The organism is Streptomyces sp. NPDC038200 (assembly GCF_055600785.1).
Genome location: NZ_JBVJYH010000028.1, coordinates 15,622 through 38,742 on the forward strand (window position 1 = coordinate 15,622; position 23,121 = coordinate 38,742).

The 23,121-nt window shown below is 73.8% G+C and carries 18 protein-coding genes and 1 riboswitch; of the genes, 6 read left to right on the forward strand and 12 right to left on the reverse strand.

All coding sequences use genetic code 11. From position 1 onward, the window contains the following. Positions 1–15: 15 nt before the first annotated feature. From cobI to ACZ7KF_RS37520, 10 genes are all read right to left on the reverse strand, one after another. Positions 16–765: a precorrin-2 C(20)-methyltransferase gene (gene cobI / locus ACZ7KF_RS37475; protein ID WP_471085740.1), complete on the reverse strand. Its 750-nt coding sequence runs from the start codon at positions 763–765 to the stop codon at positions 16–18. Beyond that, positions 762–2,186, reverse strand: a complete 1,425-nt coding sequence (locus tag ACZ7KF_RS37480) for a cobyrinate a,c-diamide synthase (protein WP_471085742.1) — start codon at positions 2,184–2,186, stop codon at positions 762–764. The genes cobI and ACZ7KF_RS37480 overlap by 4 nt, the downstream gene beginning before the upstream one ends. Next, positions 2,183–2,782: a cob(I)yrinic acid a,c-diamide adenosyltransferase gene (gene cobO, locus ACZ7KF_RS37485; protein WP_356150824.1), complete on the reverse strand. Its 600-nt coding sequence runs from the start codon at positions 2,780–2,782 to the stop codon at positions 2,183–2,185. Before cobO ends, ACZ7KF_RS37480 begins: the two co-directional genes overlap by 4 nt. Next, complete coding sequence (locus tag ACZ7KF_RS37490; RefSeq protein WP_471085744.1) at positions 2,782–4,782, reverse strand: putative cobaltochelatase; 2,001 nt, start codon at positions 4,780–4,782, stop codon at positions 2,782–2,784. The genes cobO and ACZ7KF_RS37490 overlap by 1 nt, the downstream gene beginning before the upstream one ends. After that, complete coding sequence (gene cobN / locus ACZ7KF_RS37495; RefSeq protein ID WP_471085746.1) at positions 4,779–8,429, reverse strand: cobaltochelatase subunit CobN; 3,651 nt, start codon at positions 8,427–8,429, stop codon at positions 4,779–4,781. The genes ACZ7KF_RS37490 and cobN overlap by 4 nt, the downstream gene beginning before the upstream one ends. Next, positions 8,426–9,934, reverse strand: a complete 1,509-nt coding sequence (locus tag ACZ7KF_RS37500) for a cobyric acid synthase (protein ID WP_471085749.1) — start codon at positions 9,932–9,934, stop codon at positions 8,426–8,428. The genes cobN and ACZ7KF_RS37500 overlap by 4 nt, the downstream gene beginning before the upstream one ends. Next, entirely contained in the window at positions 9,931–10,875 is a 945-nt protein-coding gene (locus tag ACZ7KF_RS37505) for a cobalamin biosynthesis protein (RefSeq protein ID WP_471085752.1), read from the reverse strand. The genes ACZ7KF_RS37500 and ACZ7KF_RS37505 overlap by 4 nt, the downstream gene beginning before the upstream one ends. A 98-nt stretch (positions 10,876–10,973) precedes the next feature. Further along, positions 10,974–11,114: riboswitch (cobalamin riboswitch) on the reverse strand. Between the two features lie 461 nt (positions 11,115–11,575). After that, positions 11,576–11,803, reverse strand: coding sequence for a hypothetical protein (locus ACZ7KF_RS37510; protein ID WP_471085755.1), 228 nt, complete (start codon positions 11,801–11,803; stop codon positions 11,576–11,578). 34 nt (positions 11,804–11,837) lie between these two features. Next, positions 11,838–13,082: an inorganic phosphate transporter gene (locus ACZ7KF_RS37515; RefSeq protein WP_471085758.1), complete on the reverse strand. Its 1,245-nt coding sequence runs from the start codon at positions 13,080–13,082 to the stop codon at positions 11,838–11,840. Positions 13,083–13,226: 144 nt separating this feature from the next. Beyond that, a complete protein-coding gene (locus ACZ7KF_RS37520; RefSeq protein ID WP_471085761.1) occupies positions 13,227–14,159 on the reverse strand; it encodes a lysozyme in 933 nt (310 codons plus the stop codon). A 220-nt stretch (positions 14,160–14,379) separates the two neighbouring features. Here ACZ7KF_RS37520 and ACZ7KF_RS37525 point away from each other — a divergent pair, with 220 nt between their 5' ends. The 3 genes from ACZ7KF_RS37525 (at position 14,380) to ACZ7KF_RS37535 (ending at position 18,332) form a co-directional block, all read left to right on the forward strand. Then, positions 14,380–15,117: a class II aldolase/adducin family protein gene (locus ACZ7KF_RS37525; RefSeq protein WP_471085764.1), complete on the forward strand. Its 738-nt coding sequence runs from the start codon at positions 14,380–14,382 to the stop codon at positions 15,115–15,117. A 496-nt stretch (positions 15,118–15,613) separates the two neighbouring features. Then, a complete protein-coding gene (locus tag ACZ7KF_RS37530; protein WP_471085767.1) occupies positions 15,614–16,741 on the forward strand; it encodes an alpha/beta hydrolase in 1,128 nt (375 codons plus the stop codon). A 172-nt stretch (positions 16,742–16,913) separates the two neighbouring features. Beyond that, positions 16,914–18,332 (forward strand): hypothetical protein, encoded by a 1,419-nt coding sequence (locus ACZ7KF_RS37535; RefSeq protein ID WP_471085769.1) that lies wholly within the window; start codon positions 16,914–16,916, stop codon positions 18,330–18,332. A gap of 16 nt (positions 18,333–18,348) precedes the next feature. Here the strand turns inward: ACZ7KF_RS37535 and ACZ7KF_RS37540 are convergent, their stop codons facing one another. After that, the gene (locus ACZ7KF_RS37540; RefSeq protein ID WP_471085772.1) at positions 18,349–18,786 is read right to left on the reverse strand and encodes a VOC family protein; all 438 of its coding nucleotides are present in this window, start codon (positions 18,784–18,786) and stop codon (positions 18,349–18,351) included. Positions 18,787–18,832: 46 nt separating this feature from the next. Then, positions 18,833–19,723, reverse strand: coding sequence for a KPN_02809 family neutral zinc metallopeptidase (gene ypfJ / locus ACZ7KF_RS37545; protein WP_471085775.1), 891 nt, complete (start codon positions 19,721–19,723; stop codon positions 18,833–18,835). A gap of 205 nt (positions 19,724–19,928) precedes the next feature. Between ypfJ and ACZ7KF_RS37550 the strand changes: the two genes are divergently transcribed. The 3 genes from ACZ7KF_RS37550 (at position 19,929) to ACZ7KF_RS37560 (ending at position 23,032) form a co-directional block, all read left to right on the forward strand. Then, entirely contained in the window at positions 19,929–20,783 is an 855-nt protein-coding gene (locus ACZ7KF_RS37550) for a PQQ-binding-like beta-propeller repeat protein (RefSeq protein ID WP_471085778.1), read from the forward strand. A 93-nt stretch (positions 20,784–20,876) separates the two neighbouring features. Next, positions 20,877–22,475 carry a ribosomal protection-like ABC-F family protein gene (gene abc-f, locus ACZ7KF_RS37555; protein ID WP_471085781.1) on the forward strand — a complete coding sequence of 533 codons (1,599 nt, stop codon included), beginning with the start codon at positions 20,877–20,879 and terminating at the stop codon, positions 22,473–22,475. Positions 22,476–22,810: 335 nt separating this feature from the next. Next, positions 22,811–23,032 carry a helix-turn-helix domain-containing protein gene (locus tag ACZ7KF_RS37560; RefSeq protein ID WP_004002281.1) on the forward strand — a complete coding sequence of 74 codons (222 nt, stop codon included), beginning with the start codon at positions 22,811–22,813 and terminating at the stop codon, positions 23,030–23,032. Positions 23,033–23,121 lie beyond the last annotated feature (89 nt).

The following is a 23,121-nucleotide window of genomic DNA, read 5'->3' on the forward strand; positions in this document are numbered from 1 at the left end:
GACGGATGTACGGTCTCACAGCTTCCCGCCCCGGCCGCCGTCCCGCCGCGGGGGCGCGATCAGCGTCGAGAGGTACGGCAGCGGTGTCCCGTCCAGCTCGGCGGCCGGCCGCACCGACTCCTCCGGCAGCCCCAGCGCCGAGCCCCACACCGCGTCCCCGAGCCGCCCGGTCCGCGCGAGCGCCTCGGCGACCTCGGCGGCCTGCCGCCCGAACTTGTACGCCACGACCGTCCCCGGCCCGGCCAGCGCCTCCTTCAGCACGGCCGACCCGGCCGTCACCGGGACGAGGGTGAGCGGCTCGGTGCCCTCCGTCAGCACCGCCCCGGACCGCGCCGCGAGGTCCTGCATGGCGGTGATCCCGGGCACCGTCTCCACGGCGACCCCCGGCACCAGCTCCACGATGGTCTGCGCGAGATACGTGAACGTCGAGTACACGTTCGGGTCCCCGATGGTGGCGAACGCGACCGACCCGTGCTCCCGCAGCAGCTCGGCGACCCGCGCACCGGCGGCGTCCCACGCGGCCTCCCGGCGCGTCTGGTCCGTCCGCTCGTTCAGCGCGAACACCACCCGGACCACCTTCCGGGCGGGCACGTAGTGCAGCACGGTCGCCTCGGCGCGCCCCGGCTCTCCGCCGTCCGTCCCGTCGGGCGCGGCCATGACGGGTACGACGACGACATCGGCGGCCCGCAGGGCGTTGACTCCCTTGACGGTCACCAGCTCCGGATCACCGGGACCGACCCCGACTCCGATCAGCCTGCTGCTCATGACGTCCGGCACCTCTCCACGAACCGACGGGCGACACCGGGCTCGGACGCCCAGTGCGTGTGCAGATAACTCGCGTGCACGCCCTGCTGTACGAAACCTTCGACCCGCCTGAGCGGCGTCCGCACCCCCCAGGCGGGAGCGGCACCGGCGCCCGGCTCGACGACGGTGCGGTGGAACTCGTGGCCGCGCATCCGCGTCCCGGCCGCCGCCAGCACACTGTCGCCGACGGCCACCGCGTCCCGGTAGCCCAGGGTCAGCCGATCGGTCATCCGCGCGGTGGCGTCCAGCACGCCGCACATGGGCCGCCCGTCCAGCTCGCGGCTGAGATAGAGCAGTCCGGCGCATTCGGCCGCCACGGGCGCGCCGCTCGACGCCAGCCCGGCCACGGCCGCGCGCAGCGGCTCGTTGGCGGACAGCTCACCCGCGTACACCTCGGGGAAACCGCCGCCGATGACCAGCCCGGCGGTTCCCTCGGGCAGTTCCTCGTCCCGCAGGGGATCGAAGGCGACGACGTCGGCGCCGGCGGCGGTCAGCAGCTCGGTGTGCTCGGCGTAGGAGAAGGTGAACGCCGGGCCACCGGCGACGGCGACCACCGGCGCCCGCTTCCCGGCCGACCGCGTCCCACGGCGGGCGGGCGCCTCGGTGGCCTGTTCCCCGGCCGGCCGATCCGGGTGGTGGGCGGGCGGGACGGGGGTCCAGGGGGCGACGCCTGCCGGGAGGGCACCCGCGGTCCGGGCGAGTGCCTCCAACGCGGCCAGGTCACATCCCCGGGACACCAGCGCCGCCATGGCCTCGACGGCCTGCACCGCCGCGGACTGCCGTTCGGCGACCGGCACCAGCCCGAGATGCCGCGACGGCGTCTCCACCGGCTCCGCCCGCCGCAGCACACCCAGCACCGGCACTCCGGAGGCGTCCAGCGCCTCCCGCAGCAACTGCTCGTGCCGGTCGGAGCCCACCTTGTTCAGGATCACGCCCCCGACCCGCACCTGCGGATCCCAGGAGGCGAACCCGTGCACCAGCGCCGCCACCGACCGCGACTGCGAGGACGCGTCCACGACGAGCACCACCGGCGCCCCCAGCAGCTTGGCGACATGGGCGGTGGACGCCAGCTCGCCTTCCCCGGCGGCCCCGTCGTACAGCCCCATCACACCCTCGACCACGGCGAGATCGCATCCCCGCGCCCCGTGCAGGAACAGCGGAGCCACCAGCTCCGGCCCGCACAGGTACGCGTCCAGGTTGCGCCCCGTCCGCCCGGTCGCGAGGGCGTGGTACCCCGGGTCGATGTAGTCCGGCCCGACCTTGTGCGGGGACACGGCGAGCCCCCGCGCGGCGAACGCGGCCATCAGCCCCGTGGCGACGGTGGTCTTGCCGCTGCCCGAGGAGGGCGCGGCGACGACCAGCCGAGGCACCGACGACCTCACCACTCGATGCCCTTCTGGCCCTTCTGGCCCACGTCCATGGGGTGCTTGACCTTGGACATGTCGGTCACGAGGTCGGCGAAGTCCACCAGCTTCTCCGGCGCGTTCCGCCCGGTGATCACCACATGCTGGGTGCCGGGACGGTTCCGCAGCACCTCGACCACCTCGTCGGTGTCGACCCAGCCCCAGTGCATCGGGTACGCGAACTCGTCCAGCACGTACAGCCGGTACGTCTCGGCGGCCAGGTCCCGCTTGACCTGCTCCCAGCCCTCCCGGGCCTTCTCCTCGTTGTCCATCTGCGCGTCCCGCTGGACCCAGGACCAGCCCTCGCCCATCTTGTGCCAGTCGACGGTGCCGCCCTCGCCGGAGGCGCCGAGCACCCGCAGCGCGTTCTCCTCGCCGACCTTCCACTTCGCCGACTTGACGAACTGGAACACCCCGATGGGCCACCCCTGGTTCCAGGCGCGCAGCGCGAGCCCGAACGCGGCGGTGGACTTGCCCTTGCCGACGCCCGTGTGCACCACGACCAGCGGACGGTTCCGCCGCTGGCGGGTGGTCAGGCCGTCGTCCGGTACGACACTCGGCTGTCCCTGCGGCACTACGCGGCCCTCCTCGACGTCCCCTGCACATCCCTGACCAGCCCGGCGATCGAGTCGGCCCGCAACTCGTCCAGCGTCACGGCCGTACCGCCCAGCTCACCCGCGAGCTGCCCGGCGAGCCCGAGCCGCACCGGCCCCGACTCGCAGTCCACGACCACCGAGGCGACGCCCTCGGCGGCGAACAGCCGCGCCGCACGCCCCGCGAGGGCGACCGGTTCGGGGCCACCGGTGGCCCGCCCGTCGGTCACCACCACGACCAGCGCCCGCCGCGCCGGATCCCGCAGCCGCTCCACCCGCAGCACCTCGTGCGCCTTGAGCAGCCCGGCGGCGAGCGGCGTACGGCCGCCGGTCGGCAGCGACTCCAGCCGCGCGGCGGCGGCGTCGACGGAGGACGTCGGCGGCAGCGCCACCTCCGCGGCGGAACCCCGGAAGCTCACCAGCCCCACCTTGTCCCGCCGCTGGTAGGCGTCGAGGAGCAGCGACAGCACGGCGCCCTTCACGGCGCTCATCCGCTGCCGCGCCGCCATCGACCCCGAGGCGTCCACCACGAACAGCACGAGGTTCCCCTCGCGCCCCTCCCGGGTCGCCTGCCGCAGATCGTCCCGGCGGATCACCAGTCCCGGCCCCGACCGGCCGCGCGCCCGCTGATGCGGAGCGGCGGCCTGCACGGTCGCCGCCAGATGCAGCTTGGTCAGCGTCCCCCGGGGCCGCCGGGCCCCGGTGGTCCTGCCGTGCTCGGTCCGCGCCCGCGACCGCCGGCCGGCGGCGCCCTCGCCGATGCCGGGCACGCTCAGCGCCTTCGTGCGGAAGGGCTCCGCGGCGCGCACGGCCGACTGCTCCTGCGCGCCGGCCGGCTGCGGTTCCCCGCCCTCACCGGCCTCCGGGCGCGCGGAGGTGTCACCGCCGCCCTGCGGGCCGGAGTCGGGCTGCGGACGACCGCCGCCCCCGCCGGGGCCGTCCGGGTCCGGGTCGTCCTCGCCCTCGTTCTCCCCGGAATTCTGCTCCAGCGTCTCGTCCAGCTTGTCCTCGTCCAGCCCCGGCGCGTCGAACGGGTTCCGCCGGCGCCGGTGCGGCAGCGCCAGCAGCGCCGCCTGCCGCACGTCCTCCGCGAGCACATCGGTCCGCCCGGCCCACGCGGCCAGCGCGGTCGCGGTCCGTGCCATCACGATGTCGGCGCGCATGCCGTCCACCTCGAAGGCCGCGCAGGTCGCCGCGATCTGCCGCAGCGCACCGTCGCCCAGGCGCACCTGCGGCAGCAGCTCCCGCGCCGCCGCGATCCGCTGCCGTACGGCGGCCTCCTCGGCGGCCCAGCGCGCCGCGAAACCGGCCGGGTCGGCGTCGTAGGCGAGCCGCCGCTTGACGACCTCCACCCGCAGGTCCGGCTCCCGTGAGGCGGCGACCTCCACGGTCAGCCCGAAGCGGTCCAGCAACTGCGGGCGCAGCTCCCCCTCTTCGGGGTTCATGGTGCCGACGAGCAGGAACCGGGCCGCGTGCCGCACGGACACGCCCTCGCGCTCCACGTACGAGGCACCCATCGCCGCCGCGTCCAGCAGCAGGTCGACCAGGTGGTCGTGGAGGAGGTTCACCTCGTCCACGTACAGGATCCCGCGGTGCGCGTCGGCCAGCAGGCCCGGCTCGAACGCCTTCACGCCCTCGGCCAGCGCCCGCTCGATGTCCAGCGCGCCGACCAGCCGGTCCTCGGAGGCGCCGACGGGCAGCTCGACCATCCGCGCGGGCCGCTCGGCGCCGCTGCCGGGCTCGTGCGGCCCGTCCGGGCACGCGGGATCGGGGGCGGCCGGATCACAGGAGAACCGGCAGCCGGGCACGACGGCCACCTCCGGCAGCAGCGCCGACAGCGCTCGTACCGCGGTGGACTTCGCGGTGCCCTTCTCACCGCGCACCAGCACACCGCCGACCGCCGGCGACACGGCGTTCAGCAGCAGCGCGAGCCGCAGATCGTCCTGGCCGACGACGGCCGTAAAGGGGAACGGGGTGGTCACTGGTCGCCCTCCAAGTCGCCTTCCAGCTCCAGATACGTGGCGCGCAGCCGCTCCAGCGTGTCCGCGTCCGGTTCCGCCCACAGACCACGGTCCGCGGCCTCCAGCAGCCGCTCGGTGATCCCGCGCAGCGCCCATGGGTTGGACTTCTTCATGAAGTCCCGGTTCTCCGGGTCGAAGACGTACTCCGCGCTCAGCTTCTCGTACATCCAGTCGTCGACGACGCCGGCCGTCGCGTCGTACCCGAACAGGTAGTCCACGGTCGCCGCCATCTCGAAGGCGCCCTTGTAGCCGTGCCTGCGCATGGCCGCCATCCAGCGCGGGTTGACCACCCGCGCCCGGAACACCCGGTGCGTCTCCTCGCCCAGCGTGCGGGTCTTCACCTGGTCCGGTACGGCACTGTCGCCCACGTACGCCTCGGGGTTGGCGCCCGTCAGATGGCGGACCATGGCGACCATGCCGCCGTGGTACTGGAAGTAGTCGTCGGCGTCGACCAGGTCGTGCTCGCGGGTGTCGACGTTCTTCGCCGCCACCGCGATCCGCTTGAACGCCGTCTCCATGTCCCCGCGCGCCGCCCGCCCGTCGAGCCCGCGCCCGTACGCGTAGCCGCCCCACACCGCGTACACCTCGGCCAGGTCCGCGTCGGAGCGCCAGTTGCGGGCGTCGATCAGCGGCAGCAGACCGGCGCCGTACGCGCCCGGCTTCGAGCCGAAGATCCGGGCCGTCGCGCGCCGCCGGTCGCCGTGCTCACGGGCGTCCTCGTCGGCGTGCGCCTTCACGAAGTTCCGCTCCGCCGGCTCGTCCAGCTCGGCCACCGCCCGCACCGCGTCGTCGATCAGACCGACCACATGCGGGAACGCGTCCCGGAAGAACCCGGAGATGCGGACGGTGACGTCGATGCGCGGACGCCCCAGTTCCTGCAGCGGGACCACCTCGAAGCCGGTGACCCGGCGGGAGGCGTCGTCCCACACCGGGCGGCAGCCCAGCAGCGCCAGGATCTCGGCGATGTCGTCGCCCTGGGTGCGCATCGCGGACGTGCCCCACACCGTGAGGCCGACGGACCGCGGGTACTCGCCGGTGTCCTGCAGATACCTCTGCACCAGGGAGTCGGCCAGCGACTGCCCGACCTCCCAGCTCAGCCGGGACGGAATGGCCTTGGGGTCGACCGAGTAGAAGTTGCGGCCCGTCGGCAGGACGTTCACCAGACCGCGGGTCGGCGAGCCCGAGGGGCCGGCCGGGACGTATCCACCGTCCAGCGCCCGCAGGATGTGCCCGATCTCGTCCGTGGTCCGCGCGAGCCGCGGGACGACCTCGTCGCAGGCGAACTCCAGCACCGCGAGCGCGTCCGGGAGCAGGGAGCCGACCGCGTCCGACAGGACGGCCGGGACGGCCGCGCGCTCCCAGGCCCGCTCCTCCATGCCCTCCGCGATCCGCCGGCACAGCTGCTCCAGCAGGTCGATCGCGTCGGAGGCCGTACGGGCCGGCCCCTGCACCAGGTCGGTCAGCTCCACCGGCACCTTCACCGGGGCGCCGGGCTCGCCCAGCAGCTCCTTCTCGTCCAGCCCGAAGTGGGCCGCCAGCGAGGACCGCAGCCCCGGCAGGGCGTTCGCCTGCCCGCCCCAGACCTGGGACGCCCGCAGCACCGCCAGCACCAGGTTGACCCGCGGCTCCCCGACCGGCCCGCCGCCCAGGATGTGCAGGCCGTCGCGGATCTGCACGTCCTTGATCTCGCACAGATAGCCGTCGATGTGCATGACGAACTCGTCGAAGTCGTCGTCGTCCGGCTGCTCGGCCACATGCAGGTCGTGGTGCAGCTCGGCCGCCTTGACCAGGGTCCAGATCTGGGCGCGGACGGCCGGGGCCTTCGTCGGGTCCAGGTCGGAGACGAGCGCGTACTCGTCCAGCAGCTGCTCCAGCTTGGCGAGGTCGCCGTAGGTGTCGGCGCGGGCCATCGGCGGCACCAGGTGGTCGACCACGGTGGCGTGGCCGCGCCGCTTGGCCTGGGTGCCCTCGCCGGGGTCGTTCACGATGAACGGGTAGACGAGGGGGAGGTCGCCGAGGACGGCGTCCGGCGCGCAGCCGGCGCTCAGGCCCAGGCCCTTGCCCGGCAGCCACTCCATCGTGCCGTGCTTGCCCATGTGCACGATGGCGTCCGCGCCGAAGCTGTTCTCCAGCCAGCGGTAGGCCGCCATGTAGTGGTGCGAGGGCGGCATGTCGGGGTCGTGGTAGATCGCGATCGGGTTCTCCCCGAAGCCGCGCGGCGGCTGGATCATGACCACGACGTTCCCGAACCGCAGGGAGGCGAGCACGATGTCCTCGCCGTCGACGTACAGGCCGCCCGGCGGCTCGCCCCACGCCTCGCTCATCGCGTCCCGCAGCTCCGGGTCCAGCTTCTCGAACCACGCCCGGTAGTCCGCCAGCGGGACCCGGGCGGGCGCCGCCGCCAGCTGGTCCTCCGTCAGCCACTCCACGTCGTGGCCGCCGGCCTCGATGAGCCGGTGGATCAGCTCGTCGCCGCCCGAGGGGTACGCGGTGAGCCCGTACCCGGCCTCGCGGAGCGCGTCCAGCACCCGCACCGCCGACGCGGGCGTGTCCAGGCCGACCGCGTTGCCGACGCGGGAGTGCTTGGTCGGGTAGGCGGTGAAGACCAGGGCGATCTTCTTCTCGGCGTTCGGCTTGTGCTTCAACCGGGCGTGCCGCAGGGCGATCCCGGCGACGCGGGCGGCCCGCTCGGGGTCGGCGACGTACACCGGCACGTCGTCGGGGCCCTGCTCCTTGAAGGAGAACGGCACGGTGATCAGGCGGCCGTCGAACTCCGGGATCGCGACCTGCATCGCCGCGTCCATGGGGGACAGGGCCGCGTCGGACTCCTGCCACGCGGCCCGCGAGGAGGTGAGGCAGAGGCCCTGCAGGACCGGGACGTTCAGGTCGGCGAGCGCGCCGATGTCCCAGGACTCCTCGTCACCGCCCGCCGAAGCCTGCGACGCATGCGTACCGCCGGCGGCCAGCACCGTGGCGACCAGGGCGTCGGCCCGTCCCAGCAGCTCGTACAGCCCGGCGTCCGCGCCGCGCAGCGAACCGCAGTAGACGGGCAGGGCGTTGCCGCCCCGCGCCTCGATCGCCTCGCACAGGGTGTCCACGAAGGCGGTGTTCCCGCTCAGCTCGTGCGCCCGGTAGAAGAGCACGCCCACGGTCGGCCGGCCGTCCCGGACCGGGTAGGAGCCGTGGACGCCGTACTCCGGCATCTTCCGCGGCTCCTCGAAGCCCTCACCGGTCAGCAGCACGGTGTCCGACAGGAACCGGGACAGCTCCAGCAGGTTCGCGGGGCCGCCCTCGACCAGGTACCGCAGGGCCTCGGCGACCACACCGGCCGGCACGGACGACTCGGCCATCAGCTCCGCGTCCGGCACGGCCTCGCCGCCCAGCAGCACGGCGGGGATGCCGGACGCCTTCAGCGCGGCCAGCCCGTCCTCCCACGCCCGCTTGCCGCCCAGCAGCCGTACGACGGCGAGGTCCGCGCCCTCGATCAGGCCCGGCAGTTCCCCGGCGACATCGACCCGGGTGGGGTTGCCGATGCGATAGCCGGCGCCGGAGGCCCGGGCCGCCAGCAGATCCGTGTCGGCGGTCGACAACAACAACACTGTGCTCATGCGGGCGCTCCCGGTGGAATGAAAGGCAGTCCTTGTGGCGCGCCCGACTCGATGAGCCGCCAGAGCGCGTCCGTGTCCGCGTGCTGTTCGATCAGGTCGCCGAGCCGGTCGAGCTGCTCCTCGCGCAGCGCGGCGAAGGAGGTGTCCGGCGCGGGCACGAAGCGGCGGCCCGCGGCGGCGGCCACCTCGCGCAGGAAGGCCCGCCGGAAGCCGTCCGACTCCAGCGAGCCGTGCCAGTGGGTGCCCCAGGTCTGGCCGACCCGGCAGCCGTCCAGGAAGGGTTCGCCGCTTTCGACGGTGGCCACGCCGTGGTGGATCTCGTAGCCGTCGACCCGCTCGCCGAGGGCTTCTCCGGACGGCCGGGTGAGGGTCTTCTCGCGGGCGAACCGCACCCGCACGGGCAGCATCCCGAGCCCGTCGACCGCGCCGGCGCGCGACTCGACCTCGTCCTCGATGTGCTCGCCGAGGATCTGGAAGCCGCCGCAGATGCCGAGGACGGGGCGTCCCTCGGCGGCCCGGCGTACGAGCGCGTCGGCGAGCCCCCGCTCGCGCAGCCACCGCAACGCCCGGACGGTCCCGCGCGTGCCGGGAACGACGGCCAGGTCGGCGTCCGCCAGCTCCTCCGGCCGGTCCACGAACCGCACCACGACACCGGGTTCGGCGGCCAGCGCGTCCACGTCGGTGAAGTTGGACATCAGCGGGATCGCGCACACGGCGACCCGCAGCACGTCCTCGCCGACCGGGGGAGCGACGGTGGACTCGCGGACCGTGCCGCGCAGCGAGACGCGCAGTCCGTCCTCCTCGTCGATGCCGAGCCCGTGCCGGAAGGGGAGCACGCCGTACGTGTGCCGCCCGGTGAGCCCGTGCAGCATGTCCAGGCCGGGTTCCAGCAGGGAGACGTCGCCGCGGAACTTGTTCACCAGGAAGCCGGCGATCAGCTCCTGGTCCTCCGGGGAGAGCAGGGCGACCGTCCCGAAGAAGGAGGCGAAGACGCCGCCGCGGTCGATGTCGCCGACGACCAGCACGGGCAGCCGCGCACGGCGGGCGATGCCCATGTTGACGATGTCGGTCCGCCGCAGGTTGATCTCGGCCGGACTCCCCGCCCCCTCACAGATCACCGCGTCATACGTGCCCCGCAACTCGGCCAGGCAGTCCAGCACCGTGCCGAGCAGCCGCTGTTGGCGTCCGCCGTGGTACCCGCGCGCGCTCAGCTCGCCCACCGGCTTCCCCAGCAGCACCACCTGACTGCTCTGTTCGCCGCCGGGCTTGAGCAGCACCGGGTTCATCAGCGCGGTCGGCTCGATCCGGCACGCCTGGGCCTGCATGGCCTGCGCCCGTCCGATCTCCGCGCCCTCCCGTGTGACGAACGAGTTGAGGGACATGTTCTGCGCCTTGAACGGCGCCACTTGGACGCCCTGGCGCACCAGCCAGCGGCAGATGCCGGCGGTCACGACGCTCTTGCCCGCGTCGGAGGTGGTGCCGGCGACGAGAAGACCACCGTTCACTTCCCACGTCCTTTCAGGAGGCTGCGCGCGGCGACCGTGGTGCCGAGGGCGAGCAGGCCGACGCGGCGGGAGAGCCGTACGGCCCGGTCGATGTCGGTGACCCGGACCGGTCGTCCGGCGGCGCCGTTGAGCACGGGGCGGTGCTCGATGCGGCCCCCGTAGGACAGCGTCCCGCCCAGCCGGACGCCGAGGGCGCCCGCGAAGGAGGCTTCCACGGGACCGGCGTTGGGGCTCGGATGCCTGCGCGCGTCGGCCTTCCAGGCGCGCAGGGCGCCCCGCGGATCGGGTCCGGCCGCGGCGGCGAGCACGGCGGTCAGCCGGGCCCCGGGCCAGCCGGCGACGTCGTCGAGGCGGGCGGAGGCCCAGCCGTAGCGCCGGTGCCGGGGCGACTTGTGACCCACCATCGCGTCCAGGGTGTTGACCGCGCGGAACCCGAGCAGTCCGGGTACTCCGGCCACGGCACCCCAGACCAGCGCACCCACGACGGCGTCGGAGGTGTTCTCGGCGACCGACTCGACCACCGCCCGGGCCATGCCGTCGGCGTCCAGTGCCTGCGGGTCCCGGCCGCACAGATGGGGCAGCCGGGCCCGGGCGGCCTCGACGTCCCCGGCCGCCAGGGCGCGTCCGATGGTCCGGGCCTCCCGGGCGAGCGAGGTGCCGCCGACGACGGCCCAGGTGGCGGCGGCGGTCAGCGCGACGGAGGCGGTGCGGGAGGGGCGTACGGCGCGGGCGGCCAGCGCGCCCAGCGCGACGGCGCCACCGGCGCATACGGCGGTGTGCAGCGCGCCCCAGCCGCGGTGGTCGTGCCACAAGGCGCCTTCCACGGCTCCGGCCGCGCGGCCGAACGTGGCGACCGGATGCCCGCGGCGCGGATCGCCGAGGAGCAGGTCCCCCAGGACGCCGGCGGCGGCGCCGTACGCGTACGTGCGATCGGCACCCATCGGCTCAGCCGGCCGTGGGCACAGAAGCGGGCCTGGTACGGGTCCTTCGGCAGCCGGGCATGGCGATCTGTGTCCTCACTCAGGGTGTCCGCGCCCTGGTTCGACGTCAATCGGCGGTGAGAGTTCCTGGCTCCCGGGGTTCTTCCCCGGTGACAGTGGCGGGACCGCGCCGGATTCGCACCGGCTTCCTCTCCTGCCGCCGTACATGGCCTGGGCAGTCCACCACGCGTCCGGAAGGGCCGTCAACTTGCCTTTGACCTGGGATGCCGGACTGTGTGGAGGCCCACACCGCCGGCACGCCGGACGCCGTCGGACGGCCGGATCGCGGTGAATTCCCCTCGCGCGGAGGGCATTCGCCGGTCTCGCTCGTGCGCACGGACGGTGAGGATCTGCAAGGGCTCGTCCGTGTCATACGGGGCGCAACGGACGTGGGGAGGGAGGCGCGGTGGCGTATGCGGGCGAGATGCCGCTCGACGACGGCCGGATCGTGCCGCTGGAGGTGGCGGGCGAGGGCCCGGCGGGCGTCCGGCGGGTCGCGCGGGGCGGCCCGGTGGCCGGGGCGGCGGAGACCCTCCCGCAGGCCCGTGCACGCGCCGCGGACACACATCGGCCCTGCCGGCACCGCGGAGGCGGTGACCCGGCAGGGCCGACATCGGGCTTTCGGCGTCAGGCCTCGGCCATGCTCAGGAGTAGGCCGTGATCAGGCCTTGGCCATGATCAGGTAGATCCCGTACGCGACCGCCGCCGCGCACGCGGCGAAGCACACGTACGCACCGGTCATCGCCAGCCCGGCGGAACCGCCCTGGGCGGCGGCCTTCTCACGGCGCGCCAGGCCGTTGACACCGAGGGTGAACAGGGCCACCAGGCCCACCGTGAACGCGAGGCTCACACCGAAGACGGAGCCGAGGGCCGCCCAGTCGATCTTCATGGGGATGCTTCCTTCAGTAACCGTGTGCTCGGGGTCAGACCGCGGCGGCCGGCGGGACGGCCGGGGCCGGTTCGGCGACGGGGGCGGGGATGGTGGCCGTCAGCTCCTCGACGACCGTGCCCGCGGGCGGCGGGATCACGGCGGCGATGGCGGTGGTGACCACGCCGGCCGGCTCGCCGGTCTCCTCGACCACGTTGGTGTGGTCGACGACCTCGCGGCGGGAGATCTTCCAGATCGCGGCGCTGGCGGCGACCAGGAAGACGGCGACGGCGGCGGTGCCCCAGTCACCCAGGTCGGTGACGGACTCGGCGCCCGCGCCGACCAGCGCGGCGGCCGGGAGGGTGAGCGCCCAGGCGGCGAACATGCGGGTCGCGGTGGACCAGCGGACCACACCGCCCTTGCGGCCGAGGCCCGCGCCCATCACCGAGCCGGAGACGACGTGGGTGGTGGAGAGGGAGAAGCCGAGGTGGGACGAGGCCAGGATGGCGGTCGCGGCGCTGGTCTGGGCGGCGAAGCCCTGGCGCGGCTCCAGGTCGGTCAGGCCCTTGCCCATGGTGCGGATGATGCGCCAGCCGCCGATGTAGGTGCCGAGGGCGATGGCCAGGCCGGCGGAGAGGATCACCCAGGTGGGAGGGTTGGATCCGGGGGCGATGGCGCCGCCCGCGATCAGCGCGAGGGTGATGATGCCCATCGTCTTCTGGGCGTCGTTGGTGCCGTGGGCGAGGGAGACAAGGCCGGCGGAGGCGATCTGGCCGGCGCGGTAGCCCTTGCGGGTGGCCTCGCCGTCGGCCTGGGAGCCGATGCCGTAGGAGAAGCGGGTGGCCAGCAGGGAGGCGGCGCCCGCCACGATCGGCGCGGCGACCGCCGGGAGCAGCACCTTGGTGACCAGGACGTCACCGTGGACGGCGCCGAAGCCCGCGGAGGCGACGGTGGCGCCGACCAGGCCGCCCATCAGCGCGTGCGAGGAGCTGGAGGGCAGGCCCACCAGCCAGGTCAGCAGGTTCCAGAGGATCGCGCCGACCAGGGCGGCGAAGATGACCTCGGGACGGATGCCGCTCTCGTCCACGAGACCCTTGGAGATCGTGTTCGCGACCTCCACGGAGAGGAAGGCGCCCACAAGATTGAGGGCGGCGGACATGGCCACCGCGATCTTGGGCTTCAGGGCGCCTGTCGAGATGGTGGTGGCCATCGCGTTCGCGGTGTCGTGGAAACCGTTCGTGAAATCGAACGCGAGAGCGGTTACCACCACTATCGCGAGGATCAGCGAGAAGCTTTCCATTTACCCAGGCAATCGTTCGAGGTCGTTGGCTGGTCGAACGTAGGCAACCTGGGTGAACGGAAGATGAACTCGGGTGGGCATTGCAGTGTCACAGAGGGGGGGTTTGGGGTTCCGCTTTGCTTCGCCGCCCCAAGCGTCCCTTGGCTATCTGCCGCGCGCGAAGATCCGCAGCCGGGCCAGGGAGCCGTTGAAGAGATTCTGGTCACCCGGCAGCGCGCCCTTGGTGCCGTACTGCCAGAACGTCCAGTACCGCCAGCCGCCCGGCAGCGGCCCCGGCCGCGAGGTGCCGTGACGGGCGATCCAGAGGGCGTGGGAGGAGGAGAAGGCGCGGCTGTTCCCGGTGCACTGCTTCCACCACTGGGTGGTGGTGTAGATCACCGGACGGCGGCCGGTCTCCCGCTCGATCTCGTCGCTGAACGATCGGATCCAGCGGACCATCCGCTCCTTGCTCTGCCCGTAGCACCTGTGCTTCTTGCTGTACGGGTTGTACTCGATGTCCAGCGCGGGCGGCAGCGTCCAGCCGTCGGCCCGCCAGCCGCCCCCGTGCCGCACGAAGTACGCGGCCTGCCGGGCCCCGGAGGACCGGTCCGGCCGGGCGAAGTGGTACGCGCCCCGGATCAGGCCGGCCTTGCGGGCGCCCGTGTACTGCCCGGAGAAGTCGGGGCTGCGGTAGTCCGTGGACTCGGTCGCCTTGATGTAGGCGAAGCGCGCGCCCTTCGCGCGGGCGGCCCGCCAGTCGACGCCCTCCTGGTGCGACGACACGTCGTGCCCGCGCGGCAGGACCACGGCCAGGCTCAGCAGCGTGGCGGACTCCGACGCGGCGACGACATCGGCCGGGTCCGCCGGTCCGGCCGGCCGGGGGGCTTCGGCGGGCTTCCGCGGTCCGAGCGGGTCCCGCGGTCCGAGCGGGTCCCGCGGTCCGGCCGACTTCAGGGGTGCGGTCCGTCCCGGGGGTGCGGTCCGTCCCAGCGGTTCGGCCGACGCCGTCGCCGTGGTGCCCGTGAGGGCCAGGGCCGCCGCCGTGGCCGCCACGAGGACACGGGCGCGCCGACGGGCGAAGGTGCGTTTGCGGGCCATGCGTCTCCGCTCCCCGGGGTGGCGGACGACAGGCGCCCAGCCCGCTCGGGCGGCGGCGGTCGTCCAGTGGGCAAGAGGGATCATTGAAGGCTCATTGATCACCGGATATGTATCGATTTCAGGCGTTTCGCGACCGGATCCGCTCGTTCGGCCGTACGATTTCCGGACCGATACGACCGGCCCGCCCGCTCCCCGCCGATCCGGCTGGCAGGATCGCCGCATGGCTGAACCGCGGCGGAACACGGAAGAGGGGCAACTCGGCGCGCACCGGAACCAGGCGCGGCCCCGGGGGCAGGGCGAGGCACGGCTCCGGGGGGAGGAGGAGGCGCGGACCTGGGCGGAACTCGTCGCGACGGCGCGCCGGAGCGTCGCCGACGGGCTGGTCGTCGGTACCTCGGGCAACGTCTCCGCCCGGATCGGGGACCTGGTGCTGGTCACCCCGTCGGGCGTCCCCTACGACCGGCTCACCCCCGACGACATCACCGGCGTCGACCTCGGCGGACGCCAGGTGCTCGGCTCGCTCGTGCCGACCAGCGAGCTGCCCATGCACCTCGCCGTCTACCGCTCCACCGATGCCCGCGCGATCGTCCACACCCACGCCGTGCACGCGACGGCGGTCTCCACGCTCGTGTCCGAGCTGCCCCTGGTCCACTACATGGCCGCCGCCCTCGGCGGCCCCGTCCGGGTCGCCTCCTACGCCACCTACGGCACCGACGAACTGGCCGAGAACATGCTCCGCGCCCTCGCCGGCCGCTCCGGCTGCCTGCTGCAGAACCACGGCACGATCACCCACGGCGCCACCCTCGACCAGGCCTACGACCGCACCGCCCAGCTGGAGTGGATGTGCCGCCTGTGGCTGACGGCGTCCTCCGTGCCCGGCCTGACCCCGTCCCTGCTCTCGGAGGCACAACTCGCCGAGGTCGGGGAACGCTTGAAGGGGTACGGCCAACGGAGGTGACCCCTTGCCGAGCCACACCCCGCCCCGCCCGCGCACCCTTGCGCCCCGCTCCCGTCACTCCCCGCGCATCCGCCACCGGCGACTGCACTCCCGTCACCGGCCGCGCCTGCGTGATCTGATCCGCTGCCTTCCGGTCCCGCACGCCCTGATCCGCCGCCTGTCCACCCCGCCCGCCGCACTCGGCCGTCGCCCTCCCACGCCGCGCGCCGCACTCGGCCACCGGCTTCCCGTGTCGCTCGCCGTGCTCGGCCGCCGGTTCCTCCCTTCCGGTCCCGGGACCCGCCGCGGCGGCGCTCGGCGACGGTGGGCCCTTCCGGCGATGCCGAAGCCGCCCGTGCCGAAGCTCCCCGTCCCGAAGCTCGCTGTGCCGAAGCTCGCTGTCCCGAAGCCTCCTGTCCCGAAGCCGCCCGCCCGGAAGCCGTCCGTTCCTCGGCGCTTCTCGCTCGGTCCGGGCCTTCCGCTGGCCGCCGACGGCATCCCCCACGACACTGGAGCAGTGCGCACCGCAAAGGCGACCGCCACCGCACTCACCGCCGTCGTGGCCGCCGGCACGGCTTCCGTGGTCGTCGGCCGGCTCGCCAGCGACGCCGCCCTCAAGGCGCCCGCGGGCCGCCCGCTGCCCACCGAGCCCCGCCTCACCGTGCACGGCACGGCCGCCGGCCAGGTGTCGCTCACCCGCGACCTGGCCGCGCTCCGCCCCGGCACCTACGGCCTCGCCGGCGACGGCTCCCACGCGGTCGTCGGCCCCGTCCTGGAGGCCGCGCCGCACACCGCCGACACCGTCGTACGCCGTCTGGAACGCGTCACCCACGGCGCCCTCGCCGCCGGCGACGCCGTCTGGCTCACCCCCAACCTGTACGTCGGCAATCCCGGCACCGCCCTCGGCCTGGACCACGCCGACGTCGACGTGCCCGGCGAACTGGGCGCCCTGCCCGCCTGGTTCGTGCCGAGTCACCGGGACACCTGGGTGATCGCCCTGCACGGCCTCGGCACCACCCGGGAACAGGCCATGAACGTCATGCCCTTCCTGCACGGCCGCCGGGTGCCGGTCCTCGCCCTCGCCTACCGCGGCGACCTCGGCGCCCCCCGCTCCCCGGACGGGCTGAACCACCTCGGCGAGACCGAGTGGCGGGACGTCGAGGCGGCGATCCGCTACGCGGTCCGCTACGGCGCCCGCCGCGTCGTCCTGCTCGGCTGGTCCACCGGCGCCACCATGGCCCTGCGCGCCGCCGAGCACTCCGCCGTCCGCGACCGCATCGCCGGGCTCGTCCTCGACTCGCCCGTGCTCAGCTGGCAGGCCACGCTGCGTGCCCTGGCCCGCGCCCGGCACACCCCGCAGCCGCTGCTGCCGCTCGCCGTGCGGGCCGCGCAGGGCCGGGCCGGGCTCCACGCCGACCGGGTCGCCGAGACCGCGGACCCCGCCCGGCTGCGGGTCCCCACCCTGATCATCCACGGCCCGGACGACCAGGTCGCCCCCTGGGAGCACTCCCGCCGGTTCGCCCGGCGCCGCCCCGACCTCGTCGCCCTGCACACCGTCCCGCACGCCCCGCACGCCGCGATGTGGAACGCGGACCCCGGGGAGTACGAGGAGCGGCTGCGCCGGTTCCTGACCCCGCTGTTGTGACGCCCGGGCACGGGGGGCGGCCACCACCGGTGCAAGGCATTCCGTTTAAGGCCGTACGGTTGGCTCGATCGCGTCACTCCGGCCCATTCCGCACCCCGTGCATTGGCCCACCCCGTCGCCCGCCGTGACATTCCGTTTGGGTTTTCGGACCGTCAACCGGAAGACTGCACCCGTGACGTCCCGTATCCCGCGCGACTCCAGGCTCCGACTCGTCCGACCGCGACCCCTGGCCGCCGCCCCCAGAGCTGTGAACCAGCGGCGCTCGCGCCGCCCCGCACCCCGGCCGCCGGAGGGCACGCCCGCCCGCGCCGAGCTGGCCGGAATGGCCCGCACCGGTCTGGCCGGCGCGGCCCGTGTCGCCCGCTGGGCCGACACCGCACTCGGCCCCGGCCGCGACGGCGCCACCGACGACGGCAAGGCCACCCTCTCCGACGCCACCGCCGAACGCGCCGCCGCCGACCTCGGACTGAGTGCCGCTCAGATCCGGGCCGACTGGGACACCGCCCGCCTCGCCGGACTCGTCGAGGTGCACGGCGACAGCGCGCGCCCCGGGTGGCGCCTGCGTGCCTGGGACCGTGACGACAGCGCCGTACTGCGCGGGTGGGTCGCTCTCTTCGACGCCTGGTCGCTCGCCTGCCCCGAGCCGGACGGCCACGAACCGGCCGCCGTCGCCGAGGTCGTCTCGGCCATGCCGCAGGTGCTCTCCTTCCTCCAGCTGTCCGCCGGCCCGGTGCCGGTCGAGCAGCTGCTCGACCTGCTCCAGCAGCGGGTCACCGAACTGCGCACCGAACGCTGCGAGGTCGCCTACGAACCCGGCACCGGACAGCCGGCCGGATCCCCGGCCCCGGCGGACCCCGCACCCGCCACCGACGCCGCGCTCGCCCCCCTGCTCGACTGGGCGCTGCGGGCCCTCGGCTCCGTCGGCGCCCTCACCTACGGGGCCGGGCAGGCCACGCTCACCCCCCTGGGCAGCTGGGCGGTCTGGGTCAAGCTGGAGCAGATCTGCGTGGCCGCGCAGAGCCCGGCCGGCAACATCGAGCAGTCCGCCGAGGACATGCTCCGCGGCTGCGCCCAGCTCCGCCCCAACGCGGCCCGCGCCGAGTACCGCGCCTGGCTCGCCGCCCGCCCCGTCGGCAGCGCCGTCAGCGAGCTGATCGACGCCGCCCGCGGCGACGACGCGCTGCTGCGCGGCCTGGCCTTCGAGGCGCTGCGCGTCGTCGGCGCCCCCGCCGAGCCCGACGTACGGGCCGTGGTGGAGGAGCCGGCTCTCCGGCCGTACGCCCTGCTGTGGCTCGCCGAGCACGACGGTGTCGACCCCGAGGACGCCCACGAGGCGCTCACCCGGGAGGAGGCCACCTGGCTGTGGGTGGACACGGCCGCCGCCGTCGCCGACCACGGCGAGGCGCCGATGCTGGTCCGGCACCTGGAGTCCGCGGTGCAGCCCACCGTGCCCCAGCTGCTCGACGAGGTCCGCGCCGTCGGCCATCCGCGCACCGTGCAGGTGCTGGTCGCGCTCGCCGCCGCCCACCCCGACCCGGCCCTGGCCAAGGCCGTGCGCCGGGCCGCCTTCCAGGTGCACACCGGGGGATGAGCGGGACGAGGGGGACTCAGGTGCCGATCTCGGGGGCGTACGTGCCGAAGCTCCAGATGTTCCCCTCGGTGTCCCGGGCCAGGTAGTCCCGCGAGCCGTAGTCCTGGTCCGTCGGGGGCATCAGGATCTCCACCCCGTGCTCCACGGCCCGCTGGTGGTGGGCGTCCACGTCGTCCACCACGACGTACACCCCTGCGGGGCCCGCGTTCTTCATCGCCGTGTCGAAGAGGCCGCCGCGCCCCTTGGAACCGATCATCACCGCGCCGCTGCCCTGCACCAGCTCGGCGTGCAGCACCTTGCCGTCCTCCGTCTCGTACACCGACAGCTCGGTGAAGCCGAGGGCCTCCGTGAGCTGCCTGATCGCCGCCTTCGCGTCCGCGTAGAGCACCGTGGGATAGATGCTGGGCCGTGCGCCGCCGCCCGTGTCTGCCATGCCGATCACTCCTTCGTGCATCGGTTGCGCCGTGCCCTCGAGTCTTGCAGGCACCACTGACAACGCGTCAGCGGAACGTGTCGCACCGATCCATGTCACCGGTCCGGTAGCCCTGCTCGAACCACTGGCGCCGCTGCTCCGCCGACCCGTGCGTCCAGGTCTCCGGCGTCACCCGGCCCTGGAACCGTTCCTGGATCCGGTCGTCGCCCACGGCCGCGGCGGCGTCCAGGCCGTCCCGGATGTCGGCGGCCGTCAGGCTGGTGATCAGCGGGCGCCCGGTCGACTCGTCGGGCGTGGTCGTCGCATGGCGCGCCCACACCCCCGCGTAGCAGTCCGCCTGCAGCTCCGTACGCACGGAAGCGCTGCCGGCGCCGGCCAGCCCCTCCTGGGACCGGCCGAGCACACCGAGCAGGTCCTGCACGTGGTGCCCGTACTCGTGCGCGATCACGTACGCCTGCGCGAAGGGGCCGCCGCCGGCGCCGAACTTCGTGCGCAGGTCGTCGAAGAAGCCCAGGTCCAGATAGACCTTGCGGTCCGCGGGGCAGTAGAACGGCCCCACCGCCGAGGTCGCCACACCGCAGGCCGTGGCGATCCGCCCGCTGAAGAACACCGTCGTCGAGGGGCTGTACGTCCACCCCCGCCGCTGGAACTCCTGCCTCCAGTAGTCCTGCACACTGTTCACCACGGCCACGGCCCGGCAGTCGTACCGGGTGTTCGCGTCCCGGCCGGTACGGCAGGTCTGCTGGACCTGGGCGAGCGAGGAGGCGGTGGGCTCGGCCGAGTCGCCGCCGGTCGACAGTCCCAGCTGATCCGGCCCGACGCCGAGGAAGAGCGCCAGCAGCAGGGCGATCAGGCCGACGATGCCGCCCCCCACGGTCGCCTTCCCGCCCGGGATCCGGCTGCCGCGCACATCCTGCACCTCGGAGGTGTCCAGGTTCGCGTCGTCGTCGAACTGCACGCGTCACCGCCTTCCGACCGCGCCGCCGCGCGCGTCGTCCGCACCGTGGTGCCAGTCTCACCCGCCCCGCCGTCCCCGGCCGCCGGACGACCCGCCGAACGGGGGACATCCTGCCCCCGCCCGCCGGGACGGCCCGCGGACCCCGGCCGGCGGTGACTACGCTCTGCGCCTGATCCGGGACGGTGGACGAGACCGAGGGGGCAAGGTGGCGCTTCCACCCCACGAGCCCCACCCGCGTCACGGCACCCCGCCGTCCTCACCCTCCCCACCGCTGCCGCCGCCTCCCGGGACCGGGCCGCAGGCCGCCCGCACCGCCGCCCGCGCTCCCGCGCCCGCCCGGCGCGCTCCCGCGCCCGCCCGCCGTACCGCTCCGCGCACCCCCGTGCTCGCGCGCCGCGCCGTCGCCGGGCTCCTCGTGGCCGGCCTGGCGCTCGGTCTGTTCGGGGCGGCCCGTCACCTCCGGCCCGCTCCCTACGGCGACCGGCTCCTGCCCCACGGCCAGGGGGAGTGGGCGGCCCGGGCGCAGGGCGCCGCCGTGGTCGGCTACGACAGCCGCACCGGTGCGCCCCGGTGGCGCTACGCGCGCGCGGGGCACCGTCCCGTCGCCGTGGTCCCCGCGCGCGGGGAGGCGATCGCGCTCTGGGACGACGGGCTGCTCACCGACACCGACGGCCGTACCGTGCGCTGGCACCGGGCCCTGCCCGACGCGGCCGAGTGGCTCCCGGCCCAGGGCGGCACCGGCGTCCTGCGCCCCCTCGGGCGCGGCATCCTCGCCGTCGTCGCCCCGCGCCGCGTCACCGCGTACCGCACCGCCGACGGCGATCTGCGCTGGGTGCTGCCCGCCCGGAAGGGCTGCGCGTTCCGGCCCGAGAGCGCCCTGCGCCGCGGCACGGCCCTGCTCCTGGCCCAGCCGTGCGCGGACGCCGCCTGGACCGGGCAGCTCGTGGCCCTCGACGACCTGGGCCGGATCGTCCCCGACCGCACCCCGCTGGGCAACGATCTCCCCGGCCCGAGCCCCCGCCGCCTGGACGCAGAAAAACCGCTTGCCCGCCCCCGTTAGACTTGTTCCCATGGCCATTCTCCTCGCGCATTAGACGGCGGGAACGTCCTCAGCCGCCCACCCGCCAATCCCTGTCTGCCCTGGAGTCTGTCCGTGATCTCCGCCTCCGGTATCGAGCTGCGCGCCGGTGCGCGCGTCCTCATCGAGAACGCCACCTTCCGTGTCGCCAAGGGCGACCGCATCGGACTCGTCGGCCGTAACGGCGCCGGCAAGACCACCCTCACCAAGTGCCTGGCCGGCGAGGGCATCCCGGCCGCGGGCCAGATCGCCCGCTCCGGCGAGGTCGGCTACCTCCCGCAGGACCCCCGCACCGGCGACCTGGACGTCCTCGCCCGCGACCGCGTCCTCTCCGCCCGCGGCCTCGACGTACTGATCCGCAAGATGCGCGAGAACGAGGAGCGGATCGCCAACGGCAAGGGCGGCACCCGCGAGAAGGCCCTGAAGCAGTACGAGCGCCAGGAGACGGAGTTCCTCACCAAGGGCGGGTACGCCGCCGAGGCCGAGGCCGCCACCATCGCCGCCGCCCTGAACCTGCCCGACCGGGTGCTCGGCCAGCCGCTGCACACGCTCTCCGGCGGTCAGCGCCGCCGTATCGAGCTGGCCCGCATCCTGTTCTCGGACGCCGACACCCTGCTCCTCGACGAGCCCACCAACCACCTCGACGCGGACTCGATCATCTGGCTGCGCGACTACCTGAAGACCTACCGCGGCGGCTTCATCGTGATCTCCCACGACGTCGACCTCGTGGAGACGGTGGTCAACAAGGTGTTCTACCTGGACGCGAACCGGTCCACGATCGACATCTACAACATGGGCTGGAAGCTGTACCAGCAGCAGCGCGAGGCCGACGAGAAGCGCCGCAAGCGCGAGCGCGCCAACGCCGAGAAGAAGGCCGCCGCGCTCAACGCCCAGGCCGACAAGATGCGGGCCAAGGCCACCAAGACGGTCGCCGCGCAGAACATGGCCCGCCGGGCCGAGAAGCTGCTCTCCGGCCTCGAAGAGGTCCGGATGTCCGACAAGGTCGCCAAGCTCCGCTTCCCGCAGCCCGCGCCCTGCGGCAAGACCCCGCTGACGGCCGAGGGCCTGTCGAAGTCGTACGGCTCGCTGGAGATCTTCACCGACGTCGACCTCGCCATCGACAAGGGGTCCCGGGTCGTCATCCTCGGCCTCAACGGCGCCGGCAAGACCACCCTGCTGCGGCTGCTCGCGGGCGTGGAGACGCCGGACACCGGCCAGGTCGTCCCCGGTCACGGCCTCAAGCTGGGCTACTACGCGCAGGAGCACGAGACCCTGGACCCCGACCGGACGGTCCTGGAGAACATGCGCTCCGCCGCCCCGGACATGGACCTGGTCGAGGTCCGCAAGGTGCTGGGATCGTTCCTGTTCTCCGGCGACGACGTCGACAAGCCGGCCGGTGTCCTCTCCGGCGGCGAGAAGACCCGGCTCGCCCTCGCCACCCTCGTCGTCTCCTCGGCGAACGTGCTGCTCCTGGACGAGCCGACGAACAACCTGGACCCGGCCAGCCGCGAGGAGATCCTCGGCGCCCTGCGCACCTACAAGGGCGCCGTCGTCCTCGTCACGCACGACGAGGGAGCCGTCGAGGCGCTCCAGCCGGAGCGGATCATCCTGCTGCCCGACGGCGTCGAGGACCTGTGGGGTTCCGACTACGCCGATCTCGTCGCCCTGGCGTGATCGAAAGCCTGATCCACTGAGTATGGATCATTCGGCCCATCCGTGATCCATCATCTGTGTGAGATCTCCTCGTATCGGGGTGTGTCGTACACGGATTTTCCGGCCGATCCCTCGCTGGCCAAGGGATCGGCCGCTTTGCGTCCCTGACCTGCTACTTCGCGAATCCACCCGCCCGCACGCACGGACTCGACCCCTTGGAATCATTGATTCCGCTTGTGGGGATGCCCTCCTGTCGTCACAACGATGTCTCACGGACCTTGCCGAATGGGTGGCCATCACGCCCAAGAGGGGTGATCATGAGGAGACCAGAGCGCACTTCCCATGAGGAGGCACGGGTGGCCGAGACTCTGAAGAAGGGCAGCCGGGTGACCGGCGCCGCGCGCGACAAGCTCGCGGCAGACCTGAAGAAGAAGTACGACTCCGGTGCGAGCATTCGGGCGCTGGCCGAGGAAACCGGCCGCTCGTATGGCTTCGTACACCGGATGCTCAGTGAGTCGGGCGTCACGCTGCGTGGGCGCGGCGGAGCGACCCGGGGCAAGAAGGCCGCTTCGTCCTGACTCCGGGCGGCCCATCGGCTTCGATGGTGGCCACCCGGTCGGCAGACTGATCGACCGGGTGGTTACTGTGCAGTCACTTAGCATGCCGT